The 24,935-nt window shown below is 65.3% G+C and carries 26 protein-coding genes and 1 tRNA gene; 16 read left to right on the top strand and 11 right to left on the bottom strand.

Annotation, left to right across the window (positions count from 1 at the left end; genetic code table 11):
• Positions 1-90: 90 nt before the first annotated feature.
• The 5 genes from crcB to ACXYMN_RS13815 all read left to right on the top strand — a co-directional run bounded on the left by crcB (position 91) and on the right by ACXYMN_RS13815 (position 4,101).
• Positions 91-468, top strand: coding sequence for a fluoride efflux transporter CrcB (gene crcB / locus ACXYMN_RS13835; protein WP_459014301.1), 378 nt, complete (start codon positions 91-93; stop codon positions 466-468).
• Entirely contained in the window at positions 465-1,508 is a 1,044-nt protein-coding gene (locus ACXYMN_RS13830) for an RluA family pseudouridine synthase (RefSeq protein WP_459014300.1), read from the top strand. The genes crcB and ACXYMN_RS13830 overlap by 4 nt, the downstream gene beginning before the upstream one ends.
• Positions 1,505-2,185: an HAD-IA family hydrolase gene (locus ACXYMN_RS13825; RefSeq protein WP_459014299.1), complete on the top strand. Its 681-nt coding sequence runs from the start codon at positions 1,505-1,507 to the stop codon at positions 2,183-2,185. The genes ACXYMN_RS13830 and ACXYMN_RS13825 overlap by 4 nt, the downstream gene beginning before the upstream one ends.
• The gene (locus ACXYMN_RS13820; RefSeq protein ID WP_459014298.1) at positions 2,182-2,919 is read left to right on the top strand and encodes an ATP12 family chaperone protein; all 738 of its coding nucleotides are present in this window, start codon (positions 2,182-2,184) and stop codon (positions 2,917-2,919) included. The genes ACXYMN_RS13825 and ACXYMN_RS13820 overlap by 4 nt, the downstream gene beginning before the upstream one ends.
• 168 nt (positions 2,920-3,087) lie before the next feature.
• Positions 3,088-4,101 carry an amino acid ABC transporter substrate-binding protein gene (locus ACXYMN_RS13815; RefSeq protein ID WP_459014297.1) on the top strand — a complete coding sequence of 338 codons (1,014 nt, stop codon included), beginning with the start codon at positions 3,088-3,090 and terminating at the stop codon, positions 4,099-4,101.
• A 160-nt stretch (positions 4,102-4,261) separates the two neighbouring features.
• Here ACXYMN_RS13815 and ACXYMN_RS13810 read toward each other — a convergent pair whose 3' ends face one another.
• The 7 genes from ACXYMN_RS13810 to ttcA all read right to left on the bottom strand — a co-directional run bounded on the left by ACXYMN_RS13810 (position 4,262) and on the right by ttcA (position 11,628).
• The gene (locus tag ACXYMN_RS13810; protein WP_459014296.1) at positions 4,262-4,753 is read right to left on the bottom strand and encodes a SixA phosphatase family protein; all 492 of its coding nucleotides are present in this window, start codon (positions 4,751-4,753) and stop codon (positions 4,262-4,264) included.
• A 3-nt stretch (positions 4,754-4,756) separates the two neighbouring features.
• On the bottom strand, positions 4,757-5,632 hold the full coding sequence (argB, locus tag ACXYMN_RS13805) for an acetylglutamate kinase (RefSeq protein ID WP_459014459.1): 876 nt from the start codon (positions 5,630-5,632) through the stop codon (positions 4,757-4,759).
• 90 nt (positions 5,633-5,722) lie between these two features.
• Positions 5,723-6,373: a ribosome biogenesis GTP-binding protein YihA/YsxC gene (yihA, locus tag ACXYMN_RS13800; RefSeq protein WP_459014295.1), complete on the bottom strand. Its 651-nt coding sequence runs from the start codon at positions 6,371-6,373 to the stop codon at positions 5,723-5,725.
• Positions 6,370-7,137, bottom strand: coding sequence for an MOSC domain-containing protein (locus ACXYMN_RS13795; protein ID WP_459014294.1), 768 nt, complete (start codon positions 7,135-7,137; stop codon positions 6,370-6,372). The genes yihA and ACXYMN_RS13795 overlap by 4 nt, the downstream gene beginning before the upstream one ends.
• Entirely contained in the window at positions 7,134-8,972 is a 1,839-nt protein-coding gene (gene yidC / locus ACXYMN_RS13790; RefSeq protein WP_459014293.1) for a membrane protein insertase YidC, read from the bottom strand. Before yidC ends, ACXYMN_RS13795 begins: the two co-directional genes overlap by 4 nt.
• Before the next feature lie 145 nt (positions 8,973-9,117).
• Positions 9,118-10,635, bottom strand: coding sequence for an EAL domain-containing protein (locus ACXYMN_RS13785; protein WP_459014292.1), 1,518 nt, complete (start codon positions 10,633-10,635; stop codon positions 9,118-9,120).
• Positions 10,636-10,731: 96 nt separating this feature from the next.
• Positions 10,732-11,628 (bottom strand): tRNA 2-thiocytidine(32) synthetase TtcA, encoded by an 897-nt coding sequence (ttcA, locus tag ACXYMN_RS13780; RefSeq protein ID WP_459014291.1) that lies wholly within the window; start codon positions 11,626-11,628, stop codon positions 10,732-10,734.
• A gap of 139 nt (positions 11,629-11,767) precedes the next feature.
• On the opposite strand from ttcA, the gene ACXYMN_RS13775 reads away from it, so the two are divergent.
• Positions 11,768-12,169 carry a hypothetical protein gene (locus ACXYMN_RS13775; RefSeq protein ID WP_459014290.1) on the top strand — a complete coding sequence of 134 codons (402 nt, stop codon included), beginning with the start codon at positions 11,768-11,770 and terminating at the stop codon, positions 12,167-12,169.
• Between the two features lie 3 nt (positions 12,170-12,172).
• On the opposite strand, the gene yidD is transcribed toward ACXYMN_RS13775, so the two are convergent.
• Genes yidD through rpmH form a run of 3 tightly spaced genes read right to left on the bottom strand, consistent with a single transcriptional unit; the run spans position 12,173 to position 13,051 of the window.
• Positions 12,173-12,394, bottom strand: a complete 222-nt coding sequence (yidD, locus tag ACXYMN_RS13770; RefSeq protein WP_459014289.1) for a membrane protein insertion efficiency factor YidD — start codon at positions 12,392-12,394, stop codon at positions 12,173-12,175.
• On the bottom strand, positions 12,391-12,885 hold the full coding sequence (gene rnpA / locus ACXYMN_RS13765) for a ribonuclease P protein component (protein WP_459014288.1): 495 nt from the start codon (positions 12,883-12,885) through the stop codon (positions 12,391-12,393). The genes yidD and rnpA overlap by 4 nt, the downstream gene beginning before the upstream one ends.
• Before the next feature lie 28 nt (positions 12,886-12,913).
• Positions 12,914-13,051, bottom strand: coding sequence for a 50S ribosomal protein L34 (rpmH, locus tag ACXYMN_RS13760; protein WP_459014287.1), 138 nt, complete (start codon positions 13,049-13,051; stop codon positions 12,914-12,916).
• A 296-nt stretch (positions 13,052-13,347) separates the two neighbouring features.
• Between rpmH and ACXYMN_RS13755 the strand changes: the two genes are divergently transcribed.
• The 5 genes from ACXYMN_RS13755 to ACXYMN_RS13735 all read left to right on the top strand — a co-directional run bounded on the left by ACXYMN_RS13755 (position 13,348) and on the right by ACXYMN_RS13735 (position 17,878).
• Positions 13,348-14,100 carry a TVP38/TMEM64 family protein gene (locus ACXYMN_RS13755; RefSeq protein WP_459014286.1) on the top strand — a complete coding sequence of 251 codons (753 nt, stop codon included), beginning with the start codon at positions 13,348-13,350 and terminating at the stop codon, positions 14,098-14,100.
• Positions 14,101-14,103: 3 nt separating this feature from the next.
• A complete protein-coding gene (locus ACXYMN_RS13750; protein WP_459014285.1) occupies positions 14,104-15,522 on the top strand; it encodes a dihydrolipoyl dehydrogenase family protein in 1,419 nt (472 codons plus the stop codon).
• Positions 15,523-15,545: 23 nt separating this feature from the next.
• On the top strand, positions 15,546-16,925 hold the full coding sequence (locus ACXYMN_RS13745) for a sensor histidine kinase (protein WP_459014284.1): 1,380 nt from the start codon (positions 15,546-15,548) through the stop codon (positions 16,923-16,925).
• 68 nt (positions 16,926-16,993) lie between these two features.
• Positions 16,994-17,070, top strand: a tRNA-Arg gene (locus tag ACXYMN_RS13740).
• A gap of 439 nt (positions 17,071-17,509) precedes the next feature.
• Positions 17,510-17,878, top strand: a complete 369-nt coding sequence (locus ACXYMN_RS13735; protein WP_459014283.1) for a DUF6768 family protein — start codon at positions 17,510-17,512, stop codon at positions 17,876-17,878.
• Between the two features lie 135 nt (positions 17,879-18,013).
• Here ACXYMN_RS13735 and ACXYMN_RS13730 read toward each other — a convergent pair whose 3' ends face one another.
• Entirely contained in the window at positions 18,014-18,970 is a 957-nt protein-coding gene (locus tag ACXYMN_RS13730; RefSeq protein WP_459014282.1) for a UDP-glucuronic acid decarboxylase family protein, read from the bottom strand.
• Between the two features lie 454 nt (positions 18,971-19,424).
• On the opposite strand from ACXYMN_RS13730, the gene ACXYMN_RS13725 reads away from it, so the two are divergent.
• The 5 genes from ACXYMN_RS13725 to ACXYMN_RS13705 all read left to right on the top strand — a co-directional run.
• Positions 19,425-20,396: a radical SAM/SPASM domain-containing protein gene (locus ACXYMN_RS13725; protein ID WP_459014281.1), complete on the top strand. Its 972-nt coding sequence runs from the start codon at positions 19,425-19,427 to the stop codon at positions 20,394-20,396.
• Entirely contained in the window at positions 20,393-21,361 is a 969-nt protein-coding gene (locus tag ACXYMN_RS13720; RefSeq protein ID WP_459014280.1) for a phosphopantetheine-binding protein, read from the top strand. Before ACXYMN_RS13725 ends, ACXYMN_RS13720 begins: the two co-directional genes overlap by 4 nt.
• 332 nt (positions 21,362-21,693) lie before the next feature.
• Positions 21,694-22,320 carry a hypothetical protein gene (locus tag ACXYMN_RS13715; RefSeq protein ID WP_459014279.1) on the top strand — a complete coding sequence of 209 codons (627 nt, stop codon included), beginning with the start codon at positions 21,694-21,696 and terminating at the stop codon, positions 22,318-22,320.
• Between the two features lie 40 nt (positions 22,321-22,360).
• Positions 22,361-22,819: an NUDIX hydrolase gene (locus ACXYMN_RS13710; RefSeq protein WP_459014278.1), complete on the top strand. Its 459-nt coding sequence runs from the start codon at positions 22,361-22,363 to the stop codon at positions 22,817-22,819.
• 404 nt (positions 22,820-23,223) lie between these two features.
• A partial coding sequence (locus ACXYMN_RS13705) for an Ig-like domain-containing protein (RefSeq protein WP_459014277.1) occupies positions 23,224-24,935 on the top strand: 1,712 nt, incomplete at its 3' end.

Here is a 24,935-nt window from a genome sequence, read left to right as displayed (position 1 = left end):
CGGACGCTACCCCGTGTCAGTCCGAAGGGGAATGACCCCGGATGTCACCATTGCTTGACAAGCCAGCGGCAAGGCGCGATGCGCGCGGGCATGGTTGGCACGTTGATACAGGTCGCCCTTGGCGGCGCGCTGGGCGCGATGGCCCGGTACCTCGCCGGGATCGCGGCCGTGCGCGCCTTGGGGCACGGCTTTCCCTGGGGCACGCTGTCGGTCAATGTGCTGGGGTCCTTTGCGATGGGGATCATCGTGGTGGGGCTGGCGCATCTTGGCGGCAACCGGCTGTCGCCCTTCCTGATGACCGGGCTGCTGGGCGGGTTCACCACCTTCTCGGCCTTCTCGCTCGATGCGGTGAGCCTATATGAACGGGGGGCGCCGGCGCAGGCGGCGGCCTACGTGGCCGCGTCGGTCATCCTCTCTCTCTCGGCCCTGGTACTGGGCCTGATCCTGGCAAGGAGCCTGACCCAATGAGCGGCGTGCAGACACTCACGATCGGTCCCGACGACAGCGATCAGCGCCTTGACCGCTGGCTGAAACGGCTGTTCCCGCAACTGGCGCAGGGGCGGATCGAGAAGCTGTGCCGCAAGGGCGAGTTGCGCGTCGATGGCGGCCGCGTGAAGGCGAACCACCGGCTTGCCACGGGCCAGGAGGTGCGCATCCCGCCGATCCCCGACGCGGGCGCGATCACCGCCCGCCCGAAGCCGCAGATATCCGATGCCGATGCCGAGATGATGCGCGCCTGTGTGCTGTTCCGCGACGACCACATCATCGCGATCAACAAGCCGCCGGGCCTGCCGACGCAGGGCGGATCGAAGCAGACGCGCCATGTCGACGGCCTGTCGGACGCGCTTTGCTTCGGCTACGACGAAAAGCCCCGGCTGGTGCACCGGCTCGACAAGGACACGTCTGGCGTGCTGCTGCTGGCCCGCACCCGGGCGGTGGCCAAGGCACTGACCGACGCATTCCGCGCGCGCGAAACCCGCAAGATCTATTGGGCCGTGGTCGCGGGCGTGCCGATCCCGGCGATGGGCACGATCCAGCTGGGCCTGGTGAAGGCACCGGGCCACGGCAAGGGCGGCGAGGGCGAGAAGATGCTGCCGGTGCACCCGCGCGACATGAAATCCACCGAAGGCGCGAAGCACGCCACCACCGATTACGCGGTGCTGTCGAAGCTGGCCCAGCGCGCGGCCTGGGTGGCGATGGTTCCGGTCACCGGGCGCACCCATCAGCTGCGCGCGCATATGGCGGCGATCGGGCATCCCATCGTCGGCGACGGCAAATACGGCGGCTCGGGGCAGGAGAACCTGGGCGATGGCTGGGGCGCGCAGCTGGGCGGAGAGATCAGCCGCAAGCTGCACCTGCACGCCCGGTCCCTGTCGATCACACACCCGGTCAGCGGCGCGCGGATCACAGTCACAGCACCGTTGCCGGACCACATGGCGAACACCTGGAGCTACGTCGGCTGGGACGCCGCCGACGTGCCCGCAGACCCCTTTCTGGACGACGCATGAGCGGCGATCTGCGATTGGTGGTCTTTGATGTCGATGGCACGTTGGTGGACAGCCAGGCCGATATCCTGGCCGCGATGACCGCGGCTTTCGAGGGGCAGCACCTCGTCACGCCGCCCCGGGCGGCGATCCTCGGCATCGTCGGCCTGTCGCTGCCCGAGGCGATGGCGGAGCTGGCCCCCGGGGTCGATGCCGCTACGCGCGCACGAATGGTCGCGGGCTACAAGGACGCCTATGCGACGCGGCGCAGGGCCGTCGGTGCGGCGGAGGGCGCGCCGTTGTTCCCGCAGGTGCGCGAGACGCTGGACGCCATCCACGCGGTGCCGCACTGGCTGTCCGGCATCGCCACCGGCAAGTCGCGGCGCGGGCTCGATGCGCTGCTGGACGGTCACGCGCTGCGCGGACGATTCGCCACCGAGCAGGTCGCGGACCATCACCCGTCCAAGCCGCACCCCGCCATGCTGCAGGCCGCGCTGTCGGAGACCGGCGTTGCCGCCCGCCACGCGGTGATGATCGGCGACACGGCGTTCGACATGGCCATGGCGCGGGCCGCCGGACTGGTGGCGATCGGCGTCACCTGGGGATATCACCCGCGCGCGCGGCTGACGGATGCAGACCATATCATCGACGAGATGGCGGCGCTGCCGGGGCTGTTGCAACAGATATGGAGCCAGACATGAGCGGATGGGCGATGAAGCGCTTCTGGACCGAGGCGCGGACCGAACCGACCGATACCGGCTGGCAGGTTCTGCTGGACGCGCGTCCGATCAAGACACCCGCGAAAGCGCCGCTGGTCGTGCCGACCGCCGCCTTCGCCGACGCCATCGCGGCGGAATGGGACGCGCAGGTCGACGTGATCGACCCGGCCACGATGCCGGTCACCCGCAGCGCCAATGCCGCCATCGACAAGGTGCATATCCAGCGCGCCGAAGTGGCCGACATGCTGGCCGCCTATGGCGACAGCGATCTCTTATGCTACCGGGCCGATGCACCCGCCGATCTGGTGGCGCGGCAGGCCGAGGTCTGGGACCCCTACCTCGAATGGGCCGCCGAGACCTTCGGCGTGCGGCTGGAGCCTCGGGTCGGCGTCATGCACATCCCGCAGGACCCCCGCGCGGTCGAGACGCTGCGCGGCTATGTCCACCGGATCGATCCCTTCGGTCTGGCCGCCTTTCACGATCTGGTGTCGCTGACGGGCTCGCTTGTGCTGGGCTTTGCCGCCACCCGCGGTCACGACCCCGAGACAGTCTGGCAGGCCTCGCGGCTGGACGAGGAATGGCAGGCGGAACAGTGGGGCGCGGACGAGGACGCCGCGGCCCTGGCGGAGATCAAACGGCGCGCTTTCGCCGACGCGGTGCGCATCTGGCACCTGTCCCGGGACCATGCAAACGATGCGCGGGACGCTATCGCCTGACAGCCCTCGGGACAGCTGTTTTCAGGGCGTCCGGGTTGACCTTCGAATTGGAATGCGACCAGAGTTGCGCAGGCCAAGCGGAAATCCGCTTCTGCACGATATGCGATGCATCCCTTGTGGCTGCGCTGAATCTGCCCGATGAGTGGCGGAAAAAAGGAAGAGGTAGACATGTACAGAACCGTAATTCTTGGCGTATTGGCTGCGGTCGGCCTGACGGCCGGAGCGGCTGCGGCGCAGACCCTCGATACCGTCAAAGAACGCGGAAAACTGAACTGCGGCGTGTCGACCGGACTTGTCGGCTTTGCGACCGAGAACGCGAACGGTGAGTGGAGCGGCTTTGATGTCGGCTTCTGCCGCGCCATTGCCGCCGCCGTGCTGGGCGATCCCTCGGCGGTCAACTTCGTGCCGACCACCGGAAATACCCGCTTCACGGTCCTGGCGGCGGGCGAAATCGATGTCCTGGCCCGCAACACCACCTGGACATTCGAGCGCGACGTGGACCTGAAATTCGACTTCGTCGGGGTGAATTACTACGACGGACAGGGCTTCATGGTGCCCAAGGCGCTGGGCGTTTCGTCGGCGACCGAACTTGACGGCGCCACGGTCTGCATCGAAAGCGGCACCACGGCGGCCCTGAACCTCGCGGACTACTTCCGCAACAACAACATGGACTACACGGCGGTCGCGATCGAGACCAACGCCGAGGCCCAGCAACAATACCTGTCGGGGGCCTGCGATGCCTACACCACCGACGCGTCGGGCCTGGCCGCAACCCGCGCCGCGTTCGAAACCCCGACCGATCACGTGGTGCTGCCCGAGATCATCTCGAAGGAACCGCTGGGCCCGCTGGTGCGCCACGGTGACAACGATTGGGGGGATGTGGTCCGCTGGACCCTGAACGCGCTGATCGCAGCCGAGGAATATGGTGTCACCTCTGCCAATATCGAGGAGCTTGCGACCAAGGGCAGCCCCGAGGTCAAGCGAATCCTCGGCACCGAAGGCGAGCTGGGCGCGATGCTGGGCCTCGATGCGGACTGGGCGCGCCGGGCCATCCTGGCCGGGGGCAACTACGGCGAGATCTTTGCCAAGAACATCGGGGAGCGGACGCCGGTCAACCTGTCGCGCGGGCTGAACGCCCAGTGGACGGACGGTGGCCTGCTATACGCGCCGCCGTTCCGCTAGGGCGCCACACACAGATCCGGACAGCGCAGGACAGCGCAGGATGCGGGGGGCAACCACCCGTGTCCTTGGCCGGGGTGTAAATGTAGGGGGCCGGTGCAGCGGGCCGGGTGGCAAAGCGCAGGGTTCCCCGAGGGACCGGCGCAGGGCCGGTCCGTGGCGCTCAGCCGCCGGTCAGTTCCCTTGGCACGACGAAGTCGCGGGCGATGCCTGTGCCCATGGCGACGGCGTCCCATGAGGCCACGTCGAATTCGGCCACCAGTGTCGCCCCGGTCGGGTAGTCGCGGAAATCCGCGTGATCAGGCACCGCCGACACCAGTTGCGACGCCGCATAGGCAATGCCGGGATTGTGGCCGATCAGCAGAAGCGTCTCGGCGGTTTCGGCGCGCAATTCAGCCATGATCTCTTCGACATCGGCGAGGTAAAGCCGCCGCGTCTTGCGCACGGCGCAGTCGAGATCGAGCCGCCCGAACGTTTCGACCGTGCGCATCGAGGACGATATCAGCGCCGCGTCGGGCAGGTAGCCCTTGTTGCGCAGCCACCGACCCAGCGCTGGCGCGGACTTCTGCCCGCGCTTGTTGAGCGGACGGTCGTGGTCGTCCACACCCTGTAGCCAATCCGACTTGGCGTGGCGCATGAGAATCAGGCGGCGCATCGCTCAGCGCCGCTCGTGCGGGGGAAGTTCCGCGTGTCGGATCAGCGACCCCGCGCCATGTTCGGTGAAAAGCTCAAGCAGGCAGGCATTGGGCACGCGACCATCCAGGATGACCACCGCGCGCACACCTGCGTCGATGGCGCTGAGCGCGGTTTCGGTCTTGGGGATCATGCCGCCGGCGATGGTGCCGTCCTGGGTCATCCTGCGCACCTCTTCGGGGGTCAGCGCGGTCACCACCTCGCCGCTGCCGTCCTTGACACCGGCCACGTCGGTCAGCAGCAACAGACGGTCGGCTTGCAGCGCCCCGGCAATGGCGCCTGCGGCGGTGTCGCCGTTGACGTTGAAGGTTTCGTTCTGGCCCATGCCCGTCGCCACCGGGGCCACCACCGGAATGATCCCGGCATCGAAAAGGTCGCGCAGCACCTGCACGTTCATCTCGACCGGCTTGCCGACAAAGCCAAGGTCCGGGTCGTCGGCGACACAGACCATCAGGTCGTCATCCTTGCCCGACAGTCCGACAGCGCGCCCGCCCTCATCCATGATCGCCTGCACGATGCGCTTGTTCACAAGGCCTGTCAGCACCATCTCCACGACCTCGACGGTGGCCTTGTCGGTCACCCGCTTGCCACGCACGAATTGCGAAGAGATGCCCAGCTTGTCCAGCATCTGGTTGATCATCGGACCGCCGCCATGCACCACGACCGGATTGATCCCGACCTGCCGCATCAGCACGATGTCGCGGGCGAACTCGGCCATGGCGTCCTCGTCGCCCATGGCGTTGCCGCCGAATTTCACCACCACCACCGCGCCGGAATAGCGCTGCATGTAGGGAAGCGCCTCGGAAAGGGTGCGTGCCGTGGCGTGCCAGTCTCTGTTCATGTCCTGGGTCTTCATGCTTGGGTCCGGGATCGGGTGTGCCCCGGGGTTATCGACCCTGCGGGCGAGCGGTGCAAGCACCACGGTACGGCGTCAGTCGAGACCGGCGATAATCGCCCGCAACTCGGTGATGCCTTCGCCCTTTTCGGACGAGGTCAGCACGATCTCGGGGAAGGCGGCGGGGTGCTTTGACAGCTTCTCGCGGACCTGATCAAGGACCTTGTCACGCTCGGACGTCTTGACCTTGTCGGCTTTGGTCAGCACCGCCTGAAAGGTGACCGCTGCCCGGTCGAGCAGGGTCATGATCTCTTCGTCGACCGCCTTGATGCCGTGGCGTGTGTCGATCAGCACGAAGGCGCGGCGCAGGTTGGCCCGACCCGACAGGTACTGCTTCAGCAGGCGTTGCCATTTCTCGACGATGGGCAGCGGCGCATTGGCATAGCCATAGCCCGGCAGATCGACGATGTAGTGGCTTTCTCCCAGGGTGAAGAAGTTGATCTCTTGCGTGCGGCCCGGCGTGTTCGACGCCCGCGCCAGACCCTTGCGACCGGTCAGCGCGTTGATCAGGCTGGACTTGCCGACATTGGACCGGCCCGCAAAGCAGATTTCGGCGCGGTCACCCGGGGGCAGCCCGTCCATGGCGACGACGCCCTTGAGAAACTCCGTGCCACGCGCGAACAGGAGGCGCGCGGCCTCGGCGGTCTGCGCATCGGGGGCGTCGACCAGCGGAAAGGGCAGCTTCATCGGATGACCTCTGCCGGGTTGCCGGTTGCGATGTCGCCCGCGGCGATACAGACCGCCTGGACCGAGAAATCCGTGTGGCCCCAGCTTTCCAGCGCGGTCAATGTGTCGGCATCGCGGATGCCGGTGTCGGGGTTGGATTCGGTGGCCCTGCAGCGGCCCGTCCGGTCGATCACCCGGAAGGTGGCATCGCCGATCCGGATGCTGCGATCCAGCCAGTCGAACTCTTCCCACGGGGCCAGCCCGTCCAGCCAGATATTGCCGCGCCAGCGATGCGGCGACAGGGCCTTGCCCACACGCCCCTCGACCGCCCGGTGCGACGCCGCGTTGCAGATCGTGACCGTGGGTTCGGGATTGTCGGTGAAGCCGCGTGCGGCCGCGCGAATGACAGCCACGGGCGCGGGCCGGTTGTCGGCGACCAGCGGTGCCAGCCATGCCATCAGGCGGTCGCCTTCGGTTTCCGGGTCAAGTGTGATGGCGTCCTGATCGGGATGCGTCAGCGTGATGAGCCCGGTCGCGGGATCATAGGCCGAGGCGACTGCCATCAACCGGGGGGAGCCTGCGGCACGGATATAGTTGCGACAGAACGCCCAGGCACCCGAGCGCGCAGCGTCATCCGCGGCATCATGCGCCACCGCCCAGATCCGGTCGCCCGGCATGGTCGCGCCCGGAGTGAAGCTCGCCCGCGCCACCTCCTCGCGGCCCACACCCTTGATCGGATGTCGCCACAGGCCGGTGACATGAGGGCCAGTGACGCGCGGGGTCATGTCTTGTCGGTGCCCTTTTTGCGGAAGCTGGACAGGATGTTGCCGAACACATCCGGCTTGTAACCCTGGCTGCGCATGATCGCGTATTGCTGGGTGAAGGTGATCGTGTTGTTGGCGATCCAGTAGACCACGAGCCCCGACGCAAAGCTGCCCAGCATGAACATGAAGACCCAAGGCATCCAGGCGAATATCATTGCCTGGGTCGGGTCGGTGGGCGCCGGGTTCAGCTTCTGCTGCAGCCACATAGAGACGCCCAGCAGCAGCGGCAGGATGCCGATGAAGACCAGAGCCATGATCGAGCCTTCCGGCGGCGCGCCCCAGGGCATCAGGCCGAAGAAGTTGAAGATCGACGTCGGGTCCGGCGCCGAGAGGTCCTGGAACGGTCCGAAGAACGGGGCGTGCCGCAGCTCAAGCGTGACGAAGATCACCTTGTAGAGCGAAAAGAAGATCGGGATCTGCATCAGGATCGGCAGACAACCCGAGGCGGGGTTCACCTTTTCCTTCTTGTACAGGCCCATCATCTCCTGCTGAAGCTTCTGGCGGTCGTCGCCTGCACGCTCCTTGATCTTCTCCATCTCGGGCTGAAGCTCTTTCATCTTGGCCATCGAGACGTAGGATTTGTAGGCCAGCGGCAGCAGCAGTGCCTTGATCAGCAGCGTCAACGTGATGATCGAGATGCCCATGTTGCCGATCACCTGATTGAGGTTGTGCAGAACCCAGAAGATCGGCTTGGTCAGGAAGAAGAACCAGCCCCAATCGATGGAATCGACGAACCGGTCGATCCCGTTGCGCTGGTAGTCACGGATGGTGTCCCATTCCTTCGCACCTGCGAAAAGCTGGGTGGTCACTTCGGTCGCGGCGCCGGGTGCCAGTTCGACCGTCGGTAGCACGGCCTCGGTCTGGTAGATGTCGCGGGTGGCGTCGTATTTCGCCGAGGCGCGGAAGGCGCTGCCCGGGGACGGCACAAGCGTGGCCATCCAGTAGTGATCGGTAAATCCAACCCAGCCATTGTCGGTCACTTGCAGGATCTCGGCGCGCGCACCGGCCTGCGGCACAACCGGCAGATCGGTCATGTCGCCCCAGTCGATCTCGGTCAATTCGCCATCGGTCATGGCGATCGCCCCTTCGTGCAGGATGAAGAAGTTCTTGGCGTTCACCGGTTCGCCGTGGCGCGCCAGAATGCCGTAGGGGGCCAGGCGGCGGGTCGCGTCGGTGGGGTTTTCGACCGATTGGGTGACGGTGAAGAGAAAGTCCTCGTCGACGGCGATCTGCCGGCGGAAGGTCAGGCCCGACGGGCTTTGCCACTCCAGCGCGATGGGGGTCTCGACCGTCAGCCGGTCGCCCCCTGCCAGCGTCCACTCGGTGTTCGGGCCGGGCACGTCCTCGGCCACGAGACCCGCGCCGGGCGCCCACCCGTAGAGGGCGTAATAGGCCGCGGGGCCGCCGACCGGGTTGAACAGATGCACGATTTCAGAGCCGGGCGCGATGGTCTCGGTGTAGTCCTTGAGCGCCAGATCGTCGATGCGACCGCCCAGCAGGGAGAGCGATCCCTTGAGACGGGGTGTTTCGATCTCGACGCGGGGGGCCTGGGCGGCGGTCTGTACGCCGCTTGCCGAGGCACCGGGCGTGCCGGTCGAATTGGGGCCGGTCGCTGAATCGGGCGCGACGCTTGGAACGACGGCGGTGGTCGAGGTCGGCGCGCCGACCGTCTCGGTGACCGCTGTCGCGTTCGGATCCTCGGTGACTTCCGGCGGTGGAAAGAGCAGGAACCATACGAGAATCACGGCAAAGCTGAGCGCCGTCGCGATGATGAGGTTCTTGTTCTGATCGCCCATTTGGACCCGTACCTGTGCTTGCTGCAAGTGGTGTCGGGTTCAACAGCCGGAGGGGCGGAAGGTCAAGTCGATTCGAGTGTCGGCGGCGTTCGCGGCACCGGTCATTCGGCACATCGTCACGGGAACGGAACCGCTTTGCAAGACCTCAGGCTTTTCGCGGCAGGCGCGGAATGTCGGCGATATGAGCTTCGTGTGCGGGCAGCCACGCGGCGAAGTCGTCTGCAGGCATCGGTTTCGCGATGCTGTACCCCTGCACATAGTCGCAGCCCAGCTGGGCCAGAAGCGCGTGCTGGCCGGTGGTCTCAACGCCTTCGGCAAGGGTGTCGAGGCCCAGTCGGTCGGCAAGGCTGAGGATCGCGGTGAGGATGCGCCGCTGTTCGGCATCCTCGTCGATGCCGGTCACGAAGGACCGGTCGATCTTGATGCGCTGGATCGGCATCCGCCGCAACGTGGCGATCGGGGCGCGACCGGTGCCAAAGTCGTCGAGGTCGATCCGGCATCCAAAGCCGCTCAGGGCCGCGACATTGCGCGCGACAACGCATTCGTCACTGCTGGCAAGCACGGTTTCGAGCACCTCGATGGACAAGCGGTCCGGCGTAAGGTCGTAGCGGTCCAGTTCCCACTTGATGCGTTCGCACAGGCGCGGGTTCTTCAGATCGGCCTCTGCTAGGTTGATGCTGACACCGGGCACGTCAAGCCCCGCACGGTCCCATTGGTGCAGCGCGGCAAGGCTGCGCGACAGCATGACCTCGCCCAGTCGCATCATGCGTCCGGACCGTTCCAGCGCCGCCAGAAACTGGCCCGGCGTGATCACGCCGCGTTCGGGATGGACCCAGCGGGCCAGAGCCTCGACGCCGCTGACACGTCCGGTCGAGGTGCAGATCTGGGGCTGGAACCATGGCTCTATCTGGCCCTGCTCCAATGCCGTGACCACATCGGTCCGGATCATCCGCCGGGTTGCGACGTTGCGGTCGAGCACCGGTGACCAGACCCGGATCGCGGATGTTCCGTGCAGATGCGCTTCGTCAAGGGCGGCTTCTGCGGCATCGAGGAAACCCGCACCGGTTGCGTCGGCCGCGATCCGGCGCGAATGCGCGAGGCCAAGGCACCCGGTGAGGAAATGGGTCGTCTCGGACAGGGCGGCGGGATCTTCGACACCCGATTGAAGGCGTGCGGCCAGTTGCAAGAGCGCCTCGAGATCGAGATGCACCGCCGGACCCACCAGCACCAGGTAACGCGCGTCGCCGATGCGAAACGCCGCGTCCCCCGGGCGCAGTTGCGCCTTGATCCGGATCAGGCACAGATCCTGGGCCGCCCGCATGGCGGCGCTGCCCAGTTGCAGCGCCACGTGATCGAGCCCACCGACGTCGATGAGGATACAGGCGGCGCTTTGATTGATGTCGCGGGCATCCGACAGCAGGGCATCCGCCGCAAGTGGCGCGGCGGCGGAATCGAGAAAGCTGGGCGGTGCCGCACGCGGTGCCCGCACGTGCAACGCGTTTAATCCGCCGGTCCGCCAGAGATAGACCGGAAATCCCGCCGCGAGGGCCATCATCAGCCACGGACCGCCGATGAGATGCGCCGTCAGGGCAAGCGCGGGCAGGAAAGCCAATGCCTGCGGACCCGACAGAATACGCCGAGGCCAGGTCAGAACCTGTCTCATCAACCGTGTCATAAACGCGCGCCCCCGTGCGATACCAGAACCAAATGTTTCGTATTTGTTCTCGTGCACGCTAGCGCTGATTCGCTGAATTCGCTCTTAACGCAAACGCGGTATTTCCGGAGTATTCGCGTCATTCGGGGCTGAATTTCGCATCAAACCGGCAAAATCGAACAGTTTCGGGTCCAGAAGGTGCGATGGACGGGCGTTCATCAAGGCCCGGAACATGACCTGCCGACGCCCGGGGCTGTTGCGTTCCCAGCCATCGAGGATCTGCTTGACCTGCTGGCGCTGCAAACCGTCCTGAGAACCGCAGAGATCACAGGGGATGATCGGATAATTCATGGCATTGGCGAACTTCGCGCAATCGGCTTCGTCGACATGGGCAAGGGGCCGGTAGAGAAACAGATCGCCCTCTTCGTTGACCAGTTTCGGCGGCATCGTGGCCAGCCGCCCACCATGAAACAGATTCATGAAAAACGTTTCGAGAATATCGTCGCGATGATGGCCGAGCACGATCGCCGAGCAGCGTTCTTCCCGCGCGATCCGGTAGAGATGCCCCCGCCTCAGCCGCGAACAGAGGGCGCAATAGGTGCGCCCGGCAGGCACCTTGTCCTTCACGATGGAATAGGTGTCCTGATACTCGATCCGGTGCGGCACCCCCATCTTTTCAAGAAAGGCGGGCAGAACCGTCGCGGGAAACCCGGGCTGGCCCTGATCGAGGTTGCAGGCCAGAAGCTCGACCGGCAGCAACCCGCGCCATTGCAGCTCGTGCAGCACCGCAAGAAGCGTATAGCTGTCCTTGCCGCCCGACATGCAGACCAGCCATTTCGGCTTTTGTCCGCCCTCGGCAAGGCCCGGCGCTTTTTCGATCATGCCGTATTGATCGACCGCTTCGCGGGTGGCCTGCACGATGCGTTTGCGCAGCTTCTTGAATTCGGTGCTTTTGGGGGCACCGGCAAAAAGCGGATGGATATCGTCGGCATCATCGAACATCAGGCATCCCTAGGCCAAGTGCCGTGCACCGGCAAGCGCGGCAAACGGGGCGCGGCTTGATTTGCGTCAAACGGGTGGCGGCGGAACGTGGAACAAGCGGCTTGAACACGGTAAACGCATGATCCGCAGGAGTGACTCCATGTCGTCTTTCAAAGTGATCCTGGCAACCGGCGGTCGAAGCGCGACGCTGCGGTTCACGATCCCCGACATGCCGAAACCGGGCGTGTCGACGCCGCAGGGCCTGGGCGAGAAATGGCTTTGCATGCCAGCCGATTTCCTGGCCCCGGGCGAGGTCTGCGACAAGGGGGTCGTGGCCTGGAAAGGGCACTCGCAGCTGGGCGTGTTCGAATATCACGACATGGAATACAACAAGGAAACCCGGTACTGGCAGGTCAAACCGGGCGCGACCGCCCTGGCGATCATCGACATCCCCGATGACGGGCTGGAGGCCCTGCCGCTGGGCTATGAAGGCACCGCCCGGTTCGAGCATCACAAGCCCGGCACATGGCGGTTGGACAGCAAGCAGATCAAGGCCTGGTAGGGGTCAATCCGGCACGTTGTCGATGCCGCTGCCGCCCCAGGGGTGGCAGCGCGCGATGCGCCGCGCGGCAAGCCAGCCGCCCTTGAACGCGCCATGGGTCTCAAGCGCTTCGAGCGCGTAGGCCGAACAGGTGGGTTGAAACCGGCACGACCGCCCCAGCCATGGCGACAGGAACAGCCGGTAGCCATGAACGGGCAGCGCGAAGAGACGGGCGAGCGGGCTCATTTCGCGGCTCGGTCTTGCGGTGTCCGACCGTCCGGTGCCGGACGCTGCGATGCCGGGCGATCCGACGCCCGGCCATGCAGTTTGCGCAAGGCCTGGGCCAGGTCGGATTGCAGCGCCTCGAACGGGCGCGCCGCGGTGGCATCGCGTTTGCCGATCAGCACGTAGTCCCAGCCGGGCCGCCCCTGCCGGGCGATCACCGCGCGGGCCGCTTCGCGTAGACGCCGTTTGGCCCGGTTGCGCGCCACGGCATTGCCGACCTTCCTGGAGCAGGTGAACCCCACGCGCACGGCATCGGACCCGTCGTTGCGCGCCAGCCCCTGTACCAGCATGGAGCCCACGCCCTGCTTGTCAGCCCGCGCCGCCCGCAGGAATTCCGCGCGCTTGGTCAGGGTGACCAGCGGCGTGACGGACGGTGGCTTGGCCCCGGCGCAAGACAACGCCGCCGAAGGCGGGGTCCCGTCCCGGGGGTCGGGGGCCTTCGGCGGCGTCATGTTCGTGAACCCTGAAGCCGGATGCGGCTTACGCGCTGAGGCTCTTGCGGCCACGCACGCGGCGGGCGTTCAGAATCTTGCGACCGGCCTTGGTGGCCATGCGTGCGCGAAAACCGTGGCGGCGCTTGCGCACCAGGTTGGAAGGCTGAAACGTGCGTTTCGACATCTGTCTGTCTCCGTCGTCTCTGGCCGTGCGGGGACAGCGTCCGCCAAGCCGATGAATCTCTTGAAGACCGCGCTATAGGCAAGAAGCAATCCCAAGTCAAACGCCCGGACGGCGACTTCTGCAACAATTTCCGGTCGGTGTCGCACGGATTGTTACAGAATGCGGGTCCAGGGCGCCCCGGACCCCGCGAATCCGCCTTTTGCCATCAAGCACCCGTGACACGCCTGTCGCAGGGCCGCGTTGAGCTTCATGTAATAGGGACACCTTCGCGCCGTTATTTCAGGAGGTCCATCCCAATGGACAGTGACACGCCCCAAGACGATCCTTCCGCAGATGACGGGCGCTCGCCGCTGCTGCGCAACCTTCCGCTCATCGCCATCCTGATCGTCGCGGCCATCGGGGCGTTCACCCTGCGCGACTATCTGACCTTCGACACCCTGCGCGAAAACCGCGAGGCCTTGCTGGCCTTCCGCGACGCCAACTACCTGCTGACCGTCGGGGTTTTCATCCTGGCCTATGTGCTGATCGTGGCCTTCTCGCTGCCCGGGGCCACCATTGCCACGCTGACCGGGGGGTTCCTGTTCGCGACCTTTCCGGGCGCGCTGTTCAACGTCACCGGCGCCACCATCGGTGCGGCACTGATCTTTTCGGCGGCCAGTTGGGGGCTGGGCGACAGGATGGCGCAGAAAATGAACGCGTCGGACGGGCTGGTGCGGCGCATCAAGACCGGCATCGACGAGAACCAGTGGGAAATGCTGTTCCTGATCCGACTGATCCCCGCCGTGCCATTCTTTGTCGCCAACGTGGTCCCGGCCTTTGTCGGCGTGCGGTTCTGGCGATTCGTCGTCACCACGTTTCTGGGCATCATTCCCGGCGCGGTGGTCTATACCTCGGTGGGCGCGGGCCTTGGCCAGGTGTTCGAGAGGGGCGAGACACCGAACCTCGGCATCATCTTCGAGCCGCAGATCCTGCTGCCCATCCTCGGGCTCTGCGCATTGGCGGCGCTGCCCATCATCCTCAAGGCCGTGCGCGGCAAGAAAGGGCTCTGAGCCATGGAAACGATCAAGACGGATCTGCTGGTCATCGGGGCCGGCTCTGGCGGGTTGTCGGTGGTTGCGGGGGCCGCGCAGATGGGCGCGGACGTGGTCCTGCTCGAGCGGCACAAGATGGGCGGCGACTGCCTGAATTACGGTTGCGTGCCCTCGAAGGCGATCATCAAGGCGGGCAAGATCGCCCACGCGATGCGCCATGCGGCGACATACGGCATCGCCTCGGTCGAGCCGCAGGTCGACTATGCGGCGGTCAAGGATCATGTCCATGGCGTCATCGCCAATATCGCGCCGCATGACAGCGTCGAGCGGTTCGAGGGCTTTGGCGCGCGGGTCATCCAGGAGCATGGCCGCTTCGTGTCCGAAGACACGGTCGAGGCAGGCAACACCCGCATCACCGCGCGGCGGATCGTGATCGCCACCGGGTCGACCGCGCTGGTGCCGCCGATCCCCGGGCTCGACACCGTGCCTTACCTGACCAACGAATTGCTGTGGGACCTGCGCGAATTGCCCCGGCATCTGCTGGTCGTCGGCGGCGGGCCCATCGGCATGGAGATGGCCCAGGCGCATCGCAGGCTCGGCTCGGACGTGACGGTGATCGAGGGCATGAAGGCGCTGGGCAAGGACGACCCCGAACTGGCCGCCATCGCCCTTGAAAGTCTCCGCGCCGAGGGCATCGCCATCGAGGAAGACGCGCTGGCCAAGGAAATTCGCGGCACCGCCGGGGCGATCGAGGTCGAAACCAAGGACGGCCGCGTCTTCAAGGGGTCGCACCTGTTGATGGCGGTGGGGCGCAAGTCCAATACCGGCGATCTCGGGCTGGAGGCGGCGGGCATCGAGACGACGAAGACCGGCGTGAAGGTCGACGACTACCTCAAGACCACCAACCGCAAGGTCTATGCCATCGGTGACGCGGCGGGCGGGCTGCAATTCACCCATGTCGCGGGGTATCACGCGGGCATCGTGGTGCAATCGGCGCTGTTCGGGCTGCCTGCCAAGGCCAAGACCGGCCATCTGCCCTGGGCCACCTATATCGAGCCGGAGCTGGCGCAGGTCGGCCAGACCGAGGCCGAGGCGAAAGCGGCGCATGGCGACAAGCTCGATGTCGTGCGTTTTCACTACGACGGCAATGATCGCGCCCAGGCCGAACGGCAGACCACGGGCCTCGTCAAGGTCATGGTGGCGGGCGGCAAGCCGGTGGGGGCGTCGATCGTCGGGCATCAGGCGGGCGAGCACATCAACCTGTGGGCCCTGGCCATCGCCAACGGAATGAAGATGAAGGCCGTCACCAGCATGGTTTCGCCCTATCCGACCTACGGAGAGCTTAACAAACGGGCGGCGGGCGCTTACTTTTCGCCTAAGTTATTTGAAAGTGCCGCCGTCAAGCGCGTCGTCGGCCTGGTTCAGCGATTTTTGCCCTAAGCAGCAGGAGATCTGCAGCGCCCATGTTCCGCACCCTCTCAGGACGATTTCTGATCCTCACGGTGCTGTTCGTGATGCTGGCAGAGGCGTTCATCTTCTTCCCGTCGATTGCCCGCTTCCGGCTCGACTATCTCAATGACCGGCTCGAGCGGGCGCAGATCGCGTCGCTGGCGCTTCTGGCCGATGACATGATCGACCGCGACCTCGAGGAAGAGCTGCTGCTCAATGCGGGCGTCTTCAACGTCGTGCTGCGGCGCGACGCGGCGCGCCAACTGGTGCTGTCCTCGCCGATGCCGGGGCCGATCGGGCAGACCTTCGATCTGCGCGAGGCAGGCCCCGCCATGCTGATCTACGACGCGGTTGCGCGGCTGGTGGATCCCGAACCCGAGATCATCCGCATCATCGGCAACCCGTCGCGCGACGCGGGCCTTCTGATCGAAGTGACCATGGATACCGCAGCCTTGCGCACCGCGATGATCGACTACGGTCTGCGCATTCTGGCGCTTTCGCTGTTCATCTCGGTGATCACGGCGGGGCTGCTGTTCCTGGCCGTGCGGCAGTTTCTGGTCAAGCAGATCAAGTCCGTCGTGCGCAACATGCAGGCCTATGCCAGATCGCCCGAGGACGCCCGCCAGATCATCCGGCCCTCGGCCAATGTGACCGAGATCCGCGAGGCCGAGGAGGCGCTGCAATCGCTGCAATCGCAACTTACCCATTCGCTGAAACAGAAGGAACGGCTGGCCCAGCTTGGCGGGGCGGTGGCGCGGGTCAGCCACGACCTGCGCAACATCCTGACCTCGGCGCAGTTGTTTACCGACCGGATCGAGACCTCCGAGGACCCGCTGGTGCGGCGCATGGCCCCGAAACTGGTCAATTCGATCACCCGCGCTGTCAGTCTGTGCGAGACCACGCTGGCCTTCGGGCGCGCGGAAGAGCCGACGCCGGTGCTGACCCGTTTCAACCTGGCCGAACTGATCGACGATGTGCTCGAGGCCGAACGCCTGGCCATCGGTGACGACGATGTGTCTCTGTCGGCGGATATTCCCGCATCACTGACCATGCGCGGCGATCCCGAACAGGTGCACCGCATGGTGTCGAACCTGATCCGCAATGCACGGCAGGCGATCACCGGCGCAAACCGCAGCGGCGAGATCAACGTGTCGGCCCGCGCCGACGACACCCACTGGATCATCGAGGTCTGCGATACTGGGCCGGGCCTGCCGCCGAAGGCGCGCGAGTTCCTGTTCCAGCCGTTTCAGGGCGGCGCGCGCAAGGGCGGCTCGGGGCTGGGACTGGCCATCGTGGCCGAACTGGTGCGCGGTCATGGCGGCGCGCTCGATCTGGTGCGCTCGGACGCGACCGGCACGCTCTTCGTGATCCGCCTGCCGATGGGCGATCTCTGACCGCGGCGCAACTTTCTGCGCCGCGCCCTCTTGCAATCATGCGGCCCGGCGGATAATTCGCCCCTCACGGACCGATAGCTCAGCTGGATAGAGTACCTGACTACGAATCAGGGGGTCGGGGGTTCGAATCCTCCTCGGTCCGCCAGTTTTTCGAAAAGCCGCGCAATCCCGATGGGTGCGCGGCTTTTCTTTTGGCGTGTCCGGTATGTGCCGGTGCGCATGACGCAAAGTGCACCTGCCGCCCGGTCGCGTTTGCGCGCAGGGGCCTCGTCCGTCGCACTGACGGATCGCCGCGAGGATGGATTGGCAGAAGGGCGGGCGAAAGGGCGGGCAGAGGGCCTGACCGTGCGCAACGGCTGCGATCGGCCCGCGCGGCTGTGGGTTGCCATCCAAAAATGCAGCCACCTGCAGAACCCTTGGTCCGGGCGGGGAAGCCAAGACCCGAGGCAGCGCATGCAGGTGTCGGCGGGGCCATGGGGCGGGTCCTCTCGGAACGAACGGTGCCCCCGACTTGAGCGTTGCGGATGCGGCATCGCGGGTGTATCCGCCGCTGCAGAAAAGCGGCATTAACGAAAAGAGGCGTCATGTCCTATCTCGACACGCGCGTTGACGAACTGACAACCGAGACCGACAAGCATCTTTTGCGCTCTTCGCAGCCACATGGCTGGCTTGGCACGGTAAGGGCCATGCGCAACAGCCGGTTGGCATGGGTGTTCTGGATCAGCTGGGTGATCCATATCGCGCTCTTCATTCTGGGTATCATCTGGGGCTTCCGGTTTCTGGCTGCCACCGATGCGCTGAGCGCGCTCAAATACGGCCTGCCTTCGGCCACGGCGCTGATCCTCGCCGTGCAGATCAAGACCGGCATGGCGCCGCATCTGCACGCAGAGCGCATCCTGCGCGAACTGAAGCGGATCGAAGTCCTGATCCTTGCGCGGAGCGGCCAGGACTGACCGTTTCCGCACAGATGACCGCCTGAGCCCGCCGCGCCGCAAGGGCCCGGCGGCAATCGCCGTGCGTTCGGCCAGCGTCGACCGCGCGATCCCTGTCCGCCACCGGTTCTCGGGTGGCGCAACGCGGGACAGGAATTACCGACGGGACGTCCCGAACGGCACCGCGTCGTCGCGCTGCAGCACGTCACGGAAATAGTGAATCGTGGCCTGCATTCCGGTTCTCAGATCGGTTTGCGCATGCCAGCCAAGCAGATCGGCGGCCAGCCGAAGGTCGGGCAGTCTGCGACTTGGGTCGTCGACCGGCCTGTCGGTGAATTTGGCGTCGGCGGTCGTATCGGTCAGTTCCGCGACCAGAGCCGCCAGGTCCTTGATCGAGCATTCCTGATCACTACCCAGATTGACCGGGCCCGATACCGTCTCCGGCGTCGCCATCAGGGCCCGCAGCCCCGCAACCAGATCGTCCACATAGCAGAAGGTTCGGCTTTGTTCGCCCGTTCCGTGTACCGTGATGCTGTCTTCCGACAGGGCCTGCACGATGAAGTTTGAAACGACACGACCGTCATCCGGGCGCATTCGAGGCCCGTATGTATTGAAGATCCGCGCGATCTTGATCTTAACCCCATGCTGCCGATGGTAGTCGACGAACAGCGTTTCGGCGCACCGCTTTCCTTCGTCATAGCAAGAGCGGATGCCGACAGGGTTCACGTTTCCCCAATAGGTTTCGCGCTGCGGATGCTCTAGCGGGTCACCGTATACTTCGCTGGTGGAGGCCTGAAGAATCCTGCAGCCCAGGCGTTTGGCCATGCCCAGCAGGTTGATCGCACCGTGAACGGATGTCTTGAGCGTCTGCACGGGGTCGTGCTGGTAATGGATCGGCGACGCGGGACAGGCGAGGTTGTAGATTTCGTCCACCTCGAGATGAACGGGATGGGTAACATCGTGGCGCAGAAATTCGAAGCTGCGGTGTCCGAGAAGATGCGCGATGTTGCGCATCTCCCCGGTAGACAGGTTGTCCAGGCAAATCACCTCATGCCCCGAGGCCAGCAGGCTGTCGCAAAGGTGGGATCCGATAAACCCCGCCCCGCCGGTCACGAGGCTGCGTGTGCGGTGCCGTGTTGTCATCCTGCGTCCACTTCACCGATCGACCTTCGGAGGCGTGCAAGACGTCGCGCGCCAACCTCCTTGTGTGCCACAGGTTTGCCTGAAAATCAGACAAGGGGATCGAATGATCAAGTCTGAAATCTCTGCACGTCCGATTGATGTCGCGGCCTGGCCGCGAACCAGACGCCGGATGACCTTGCAACTGTTCTGGCATGAGGGCGTCGGATGACAGCGCGCATGGCCTGATGCCCTGCAACGGGGCGGATGGGCACCGGGCTTGCAAGTCAATCGGCAGGGGGCGGGCCGCGCCATTTTCCTGCCCCGCACGCTGTATCAAAGCCACCACACCGGCTGCGCACAATTTCGGAAAATTGATTTATGTCAAGTCCGCGGCGCGGGTTCTGCCGTAATTTCGCGCGTGGGGGCAATTCAAACGATCCAGCGAATGGAAGTGAATTGCGTGGAAAACTCTGATCATCTTGCCGAACTGACCCGCATCGAGTCCAGGCTCAAGAACCCGACCTTTCCGAAGATATTCGCCGTCGAGCTTTGCGCCGATTGCGACCTCAACTGCACCATGTGCCACCACGATCAGATGCAGCGACCGAAGGGCAACCTTCCGATGCAGCTGTGGAAGAAATGCGCGGACGAAATCGCCGAAGTGGCCCCGGAAACCAACGTCTGGTTCTCTTTCTGCGGCGAGCCGCTGCTGATGCCGGACCGCCTGATCGAGATGTTGGACTATGGCCGAAGCGTGGGCTTGCTGTCGCTCAACCTCAACACCAATGGCATGCGCCTTACCAAGGACGTGGCCCAAAGGCTGCTCGATACCGGGCTTTCGACGATCGTGATCGGGATCGACGGGTTCGAAAAGGCGACGTACGAAAAATACCGCTTTCTCGGCAACCGCGACATCGTCTACGCCAATGTCCAGTTCTTGCTGGAAGAACGCGGTCGGCGCGACGTCGGACCCGAGATCATGGTCCAGTTCATCGAGATGGACGACAACGTTCAGGAGTTCGAGCAGTACCGCGATCACTGGCTGGGGCTTGGGGCGACGGTGAAACTTCGCAGGCAGCTAAGCTGGGGCGGGAAGTTCGAAACCGCAATCGATGTCGCCAACGAGAAGCGTATCGCCTGCCCCTGGGCGATCACCATGATGCACCTGTTCTGGGACGGTCGCGTGCCTCGGTGCCCGGGTGATACCGAGGGCGAAGAGAGTGCCGGGAACGCCTGGGACGACAGTCTGGTCGATCTGTGGGCCAATCTGCGCGGCTATCGGCAACTGCACCTGGACCACAAGTTCGACGCGCTGCCCGCCCGGTGCGACACCTGTACGGACTGGAAAACCGGCGCATCGGTGAAACTGCGGCCCGGCCAGACGGATCATTCGCATCGCCGGAGGCCGTCGCGATGACAACCCTCTATCTGTGCGCCGCGGGGAACCCCGAGGCGGTCAGGCTCGCGCTTACGGTGAACGATGCAGAGCAGCGGTGGAATCGCATCGTGCTTCTGGACGATGATCCCGTCAAACATGGCCGCGAGATCATGGGGGTCCCGGTGGCGGGGCCCTTCACGTTGCTCGCCGATCATCGGGATGGCGACGCGGCGGTGAACCTGGTGGCACTCTCGACCCGGGGACGCGACGGCGCACGCGCCAAGATCGAAAGCTTCGGGATACCGCTGGTGAGCCTTGTCCATCCCAGCGTGGACCTGCGCGGCACGACCTTGGGTCGGGCGGTCACCATCTACGACGGGAGCGTCATCTCCGCCCTGTCGACGGTCGGCGATCACGCTGTGGTCTTCACCCGGGCGGTCCTCGGGCACGGGGCCACGCTCGGTGCGGGGGCAGTGCTTGCACCCGGGGCGGTGGTCAATGCGCGCGTCCGCATCGGCGACCGCGCCTATATCGGTTCGAATGCGTCGGTGCTTCCCGACCTCGTGGTTGGACAGGAGGCAACGGTCGGCGCATGCTCTGCGGTATTGTTCGACGTCCCGGCTGGCAGCACAGCCCTTGGCGTCCCCGCCGAGATCATGGGCGGGCAGACATCGTCGGTGCCCGATACCGCGGCCCGGAAATACGCACCGGACAGCGATGCCCCGGCCCTGCTGGCCGAAGTGCAAGCGATCTATGCCGACATCCTTGGCCTGCCGTCTGTGGGCAGCGACGTCAATTTCTTCCACGCAGGCGGCAATTCGATGCGCGCGATGGAACTGCGCGTTTCACTGAGCGAGAAGCTCGGGATGCCGGTGCGGATCGTCGACATCTACCGCTTTCCAACCCCCGGCAAGCTGGCATCGCATCTGTCAGGCGGGGGGAAGGATCCGTCGCGTTCGCCCGGGTCGGCACCACGTCAACGCCGGCTTTACGTGCGCTCCTGAGGTATCGTGCGCGGTCTGTCGCGTGCGTCTGCGACAGGACCCAGCCCGCCCGCGCGTTGGGTTTCACGGATGCCTTCTGGGTTTTTCGGTCGCCGACACCGGATTGACACCGTCATGGCGTTGGCCGTCAGACATCAACGGTTGAACGTCCTTGGGTCCATGCGTGGCTTCCATCCGTCCTGATCGCCTCTAACCCCCTGAAATCATGATTTTTGACTTGTCGTCTCCGGTCCGCCAGAGTGACCCGAGGCCGCGCCCCGGCAACCGGACACGGCCTTTTGCCTGCCCCGGCCCATGCGCCGGACCCAACCGGAGGAACCAGATCGCGCCTGATGCCCCTGCAAAACCGTGTCACCCCGTTCGGAGAGATCGTCGCCGTGCCCGCGCGCGGTCGTCTGATGGGCAATCGCGGCTGCCTGCACGGGGCCGACCGGACGCTCGGGCGGGCGCGGTGGCGCGGCAAGGCGTGGATATCCTGCGTGCTGGACTTCAAGGGCCGACAGCGCCGGGTCATGACCCCCCGCAGCTATACCGAGCTGTTCTTTTCGGATGAAGCGGTTGCCCTGGCCGCAGGGCATCGCCCCTGCGCCGAATGCCGCCGCGCCGACTATCTGGCCTTTCGCGCGACGATTGCGGCGGCGGTTCCGGCCCTTGGGCAGGTGCCGCGCGCGGCCGAGATCGATGCCCACCTGCACGCCGCGCGCCTGACCGATCCGCCGACCTGTGCCGCCGACCCGAACGCCTTGCCCGACGGCACGTTTGTCAGTCCGGGCAAGGCCGTGGCACTGCTGCGGTGGCGCGCATCCTGGTGGCACTGGTCGTGGCAAGGATACGTGGCGGCAGACAGTCCGGGGGCCGACTGCCGCATCCTGACGCCCGCCCCCCTGGTCGCGGCGCTGCGCCACGGATACCGGCTTGCTGCCCCTCCGGATATGAATGATTCGTTGACGGATCGATGATACGGGTTAGAGTCAACAAAAATATGAAGGCCCGAAGAGAATGCCCATCGAAGGCGAGCAAATCGCGGCATTGCCCCTCAAGTTGACCAAGGAAGGCAACGTCGAAATCCTCATGGTTACCTCACGCGACACGGGTCGCTGGGTGATGCCGAAGGGGTGGGAAATGGATGGCAAGAAGCCCTGGCGCGCCGCCGAGATCGAGGCGCTCGAAGAGGCCGGTGCCGTGGGCTACATCGGTCAGGATGCCATCGGCACCTACCGCTACCCCAAGGTTCTCGATGGCGGCAAGATCGTGCCCTGCGTCGTGCGGGTCTACCCGATGATGGTGGAAAAGCTGAAACGGCGCTGGAAGGAAAAAGGTCAGCGCAAGCGGCGCTGGTTTACCCCAAAGGATGCCGCACGGCGCGTAGCCGAGCAGGAGCTTGCCGACCTGCTGATGACCTTGCACAAGAAGCCGCTCAAGGAACCTGCGGTGCGTGACCTGCTTCGGGCGGGCTAGGCGTTCCTGCATCCCCGTCCTGGGCGGACCGACCGCCGGGTCGGCGTGAAATGCTTGCCGTAAATCCCCCAAGCGCGGGCAAGATGGGTCGGTCGTCTGGTCACATGGCGCAGGCGCACGGGGGGCCGCGGCGCGTCCACCCCGGTCGATCGCACAGGCGCGCCCCGGCAAATCCGCGGTCGCTGGAAGCATACAAGATGCTGAAATACATCTTAAATTTCGCGCGCGACAGATCGGTTTTCAAGTGTTGAATTTTCACAACAGACCGCTCCAAATTGGGGCGATCAGACAAATGTGTCAAAATTTTGTGGCGCGATTCCGCCGAGCGCAGTACCCTGACCACATAAATTAAATGGAAGGCGGCCCGGCAAGAGGCTGCCCCCTAGGCAAGAGCGGTAAAAATTATGCAAGCGATTGATGTCGCTGTACGCGCCCCGTCGGGCGACGTGCAGTTCAGTTCCGTACCCATCAAGGGCCAGTCCTACGCCATTCAGGCGCTTCCCGGACAGGCCATCTCTCTCAATGTGGCGGAATCCAGCTTGCGCGGATATGCGCGCGCGGAATCGGATCTTGTGGTCGAGTTGGCCAATGGCCAGACCGTTGTCATTCAGGACTATTTCTCTGCCGACGGTGCGCGGCTCTTCATCAGCGCCGGAGGGACCCTCTCCGAGGTCACTTTGACCGACGCGGGCGACGGCGTGCTTATCGCCAACTACGGCCCCGCCGAAACCTTCGGCAAGTGGAGCCCCAACGACGAGATGATCTTCCTCGACAGTCCGGCGGTTCTTGCCGACACGATGATGGTCGAGGACGAGGAAACCTCGATGCTCGCGACCAGCCTGCTCGGCACCACGTTGGCCGGTGGCACCGGCCTCGGTGCGGCGGCGGGCGCGGCAGTGGTTGGCGCGGCAGTGCTCGGGGGCGGCGATGATGACGGCGGTGGCGGTGGCGGCGGTGGCACACCGTCGGCAGTTCCGGCCGCCATAGATGGCGCTGGCGAAACCGTCACGATCTATGGCGACGACGCGCAGGAAATTACCGTGACCGGCGTCGCCGAGCCGGGGGCCGTGGTCGTCGTGACCATCGGCGACCAGCAGATCGAAACCGTCGCGGCTGATGATACCTCGTGGGCCGTGGTCTTCACCGGCGACCAATTCCCGGATGACGGCAACTACACCGTGACGGCAGTTGTCACCGATCCCGATGGTCTGGTCACCGATCTCTCCGGTCCGATCTTCGACATCGATGTCACCGCACCGCCGCTGGATGTGGACTCGGGCACCGAAAGCACCGGCACCTTGATCAACGCCGAGATGCAGGCGGGCGGCGTAACCCTGTCGGGCAGCGTCGAGCCGGGGGCCATGGTCATGGTCGAGATCGACGGCATGATCCACGAGGCCACCGTCACCGACGGGACTTGGTCGCTGACGCTTGATGCGAACGCGGTCGGCACCGGCACCTACAGCCAGGCCGTCACCATCACCGCAGCGGACGCCGCGGGCAACACCACCGTGATCACCGATGCCATCGTGGTCGATACCGAAATCTCGCTGACCGCAGACACCGCAGCCCTGGGCGGCGACGGAACCATCAACGCCGCCGAGGCCGCAGAGGGCGTGACCCTGACCGGCACGACCGAACCCGGCTCGACCGTTTCGGTCAGCATGGGCGGCGTGACGCAGCCCGCAACCGTCGCCGAGGATGGCAGCTGGACGGTGTCCTACGCCGCCGCCGACCTGCCGCAGGGCGAGACCACGCTGGACGTCACCGCAACCGCGACCGATGCGGCGGGCAACGTGGCGACGCTCAGCGATACCGTCGCCATCGACACGCTGGTCAGCAACTTCGCCATCACCTCGACCCCGGGCGGAGCGGACGCCATCGTCAACGCCGCCGAGGCCGCGGAGGGCGTGACCCTGACCGGCACGACGGAACCCGGCTCGACCGTTTCGGTCAGCATGGGCGGCGTGACGCAATCGGCGACCGTCGCCGCGGATGGCAGCTGGACGGTGTCCTACGCCGCCGCCGACCTGCCGCAGGGCGAGACCACGCTGGACGTCACCGCAACCGCGACCGATGCGGCGGGCAACGTGGCGACGCTCAGCGATACCGTCGC

The sequence above is a fragment of the Roseivivax sp. CAU 1753 genome, assembly GCF_054482575.1.
This window is presented reverse-complemented; position numbering and strand designations above follow the sequence as displayed.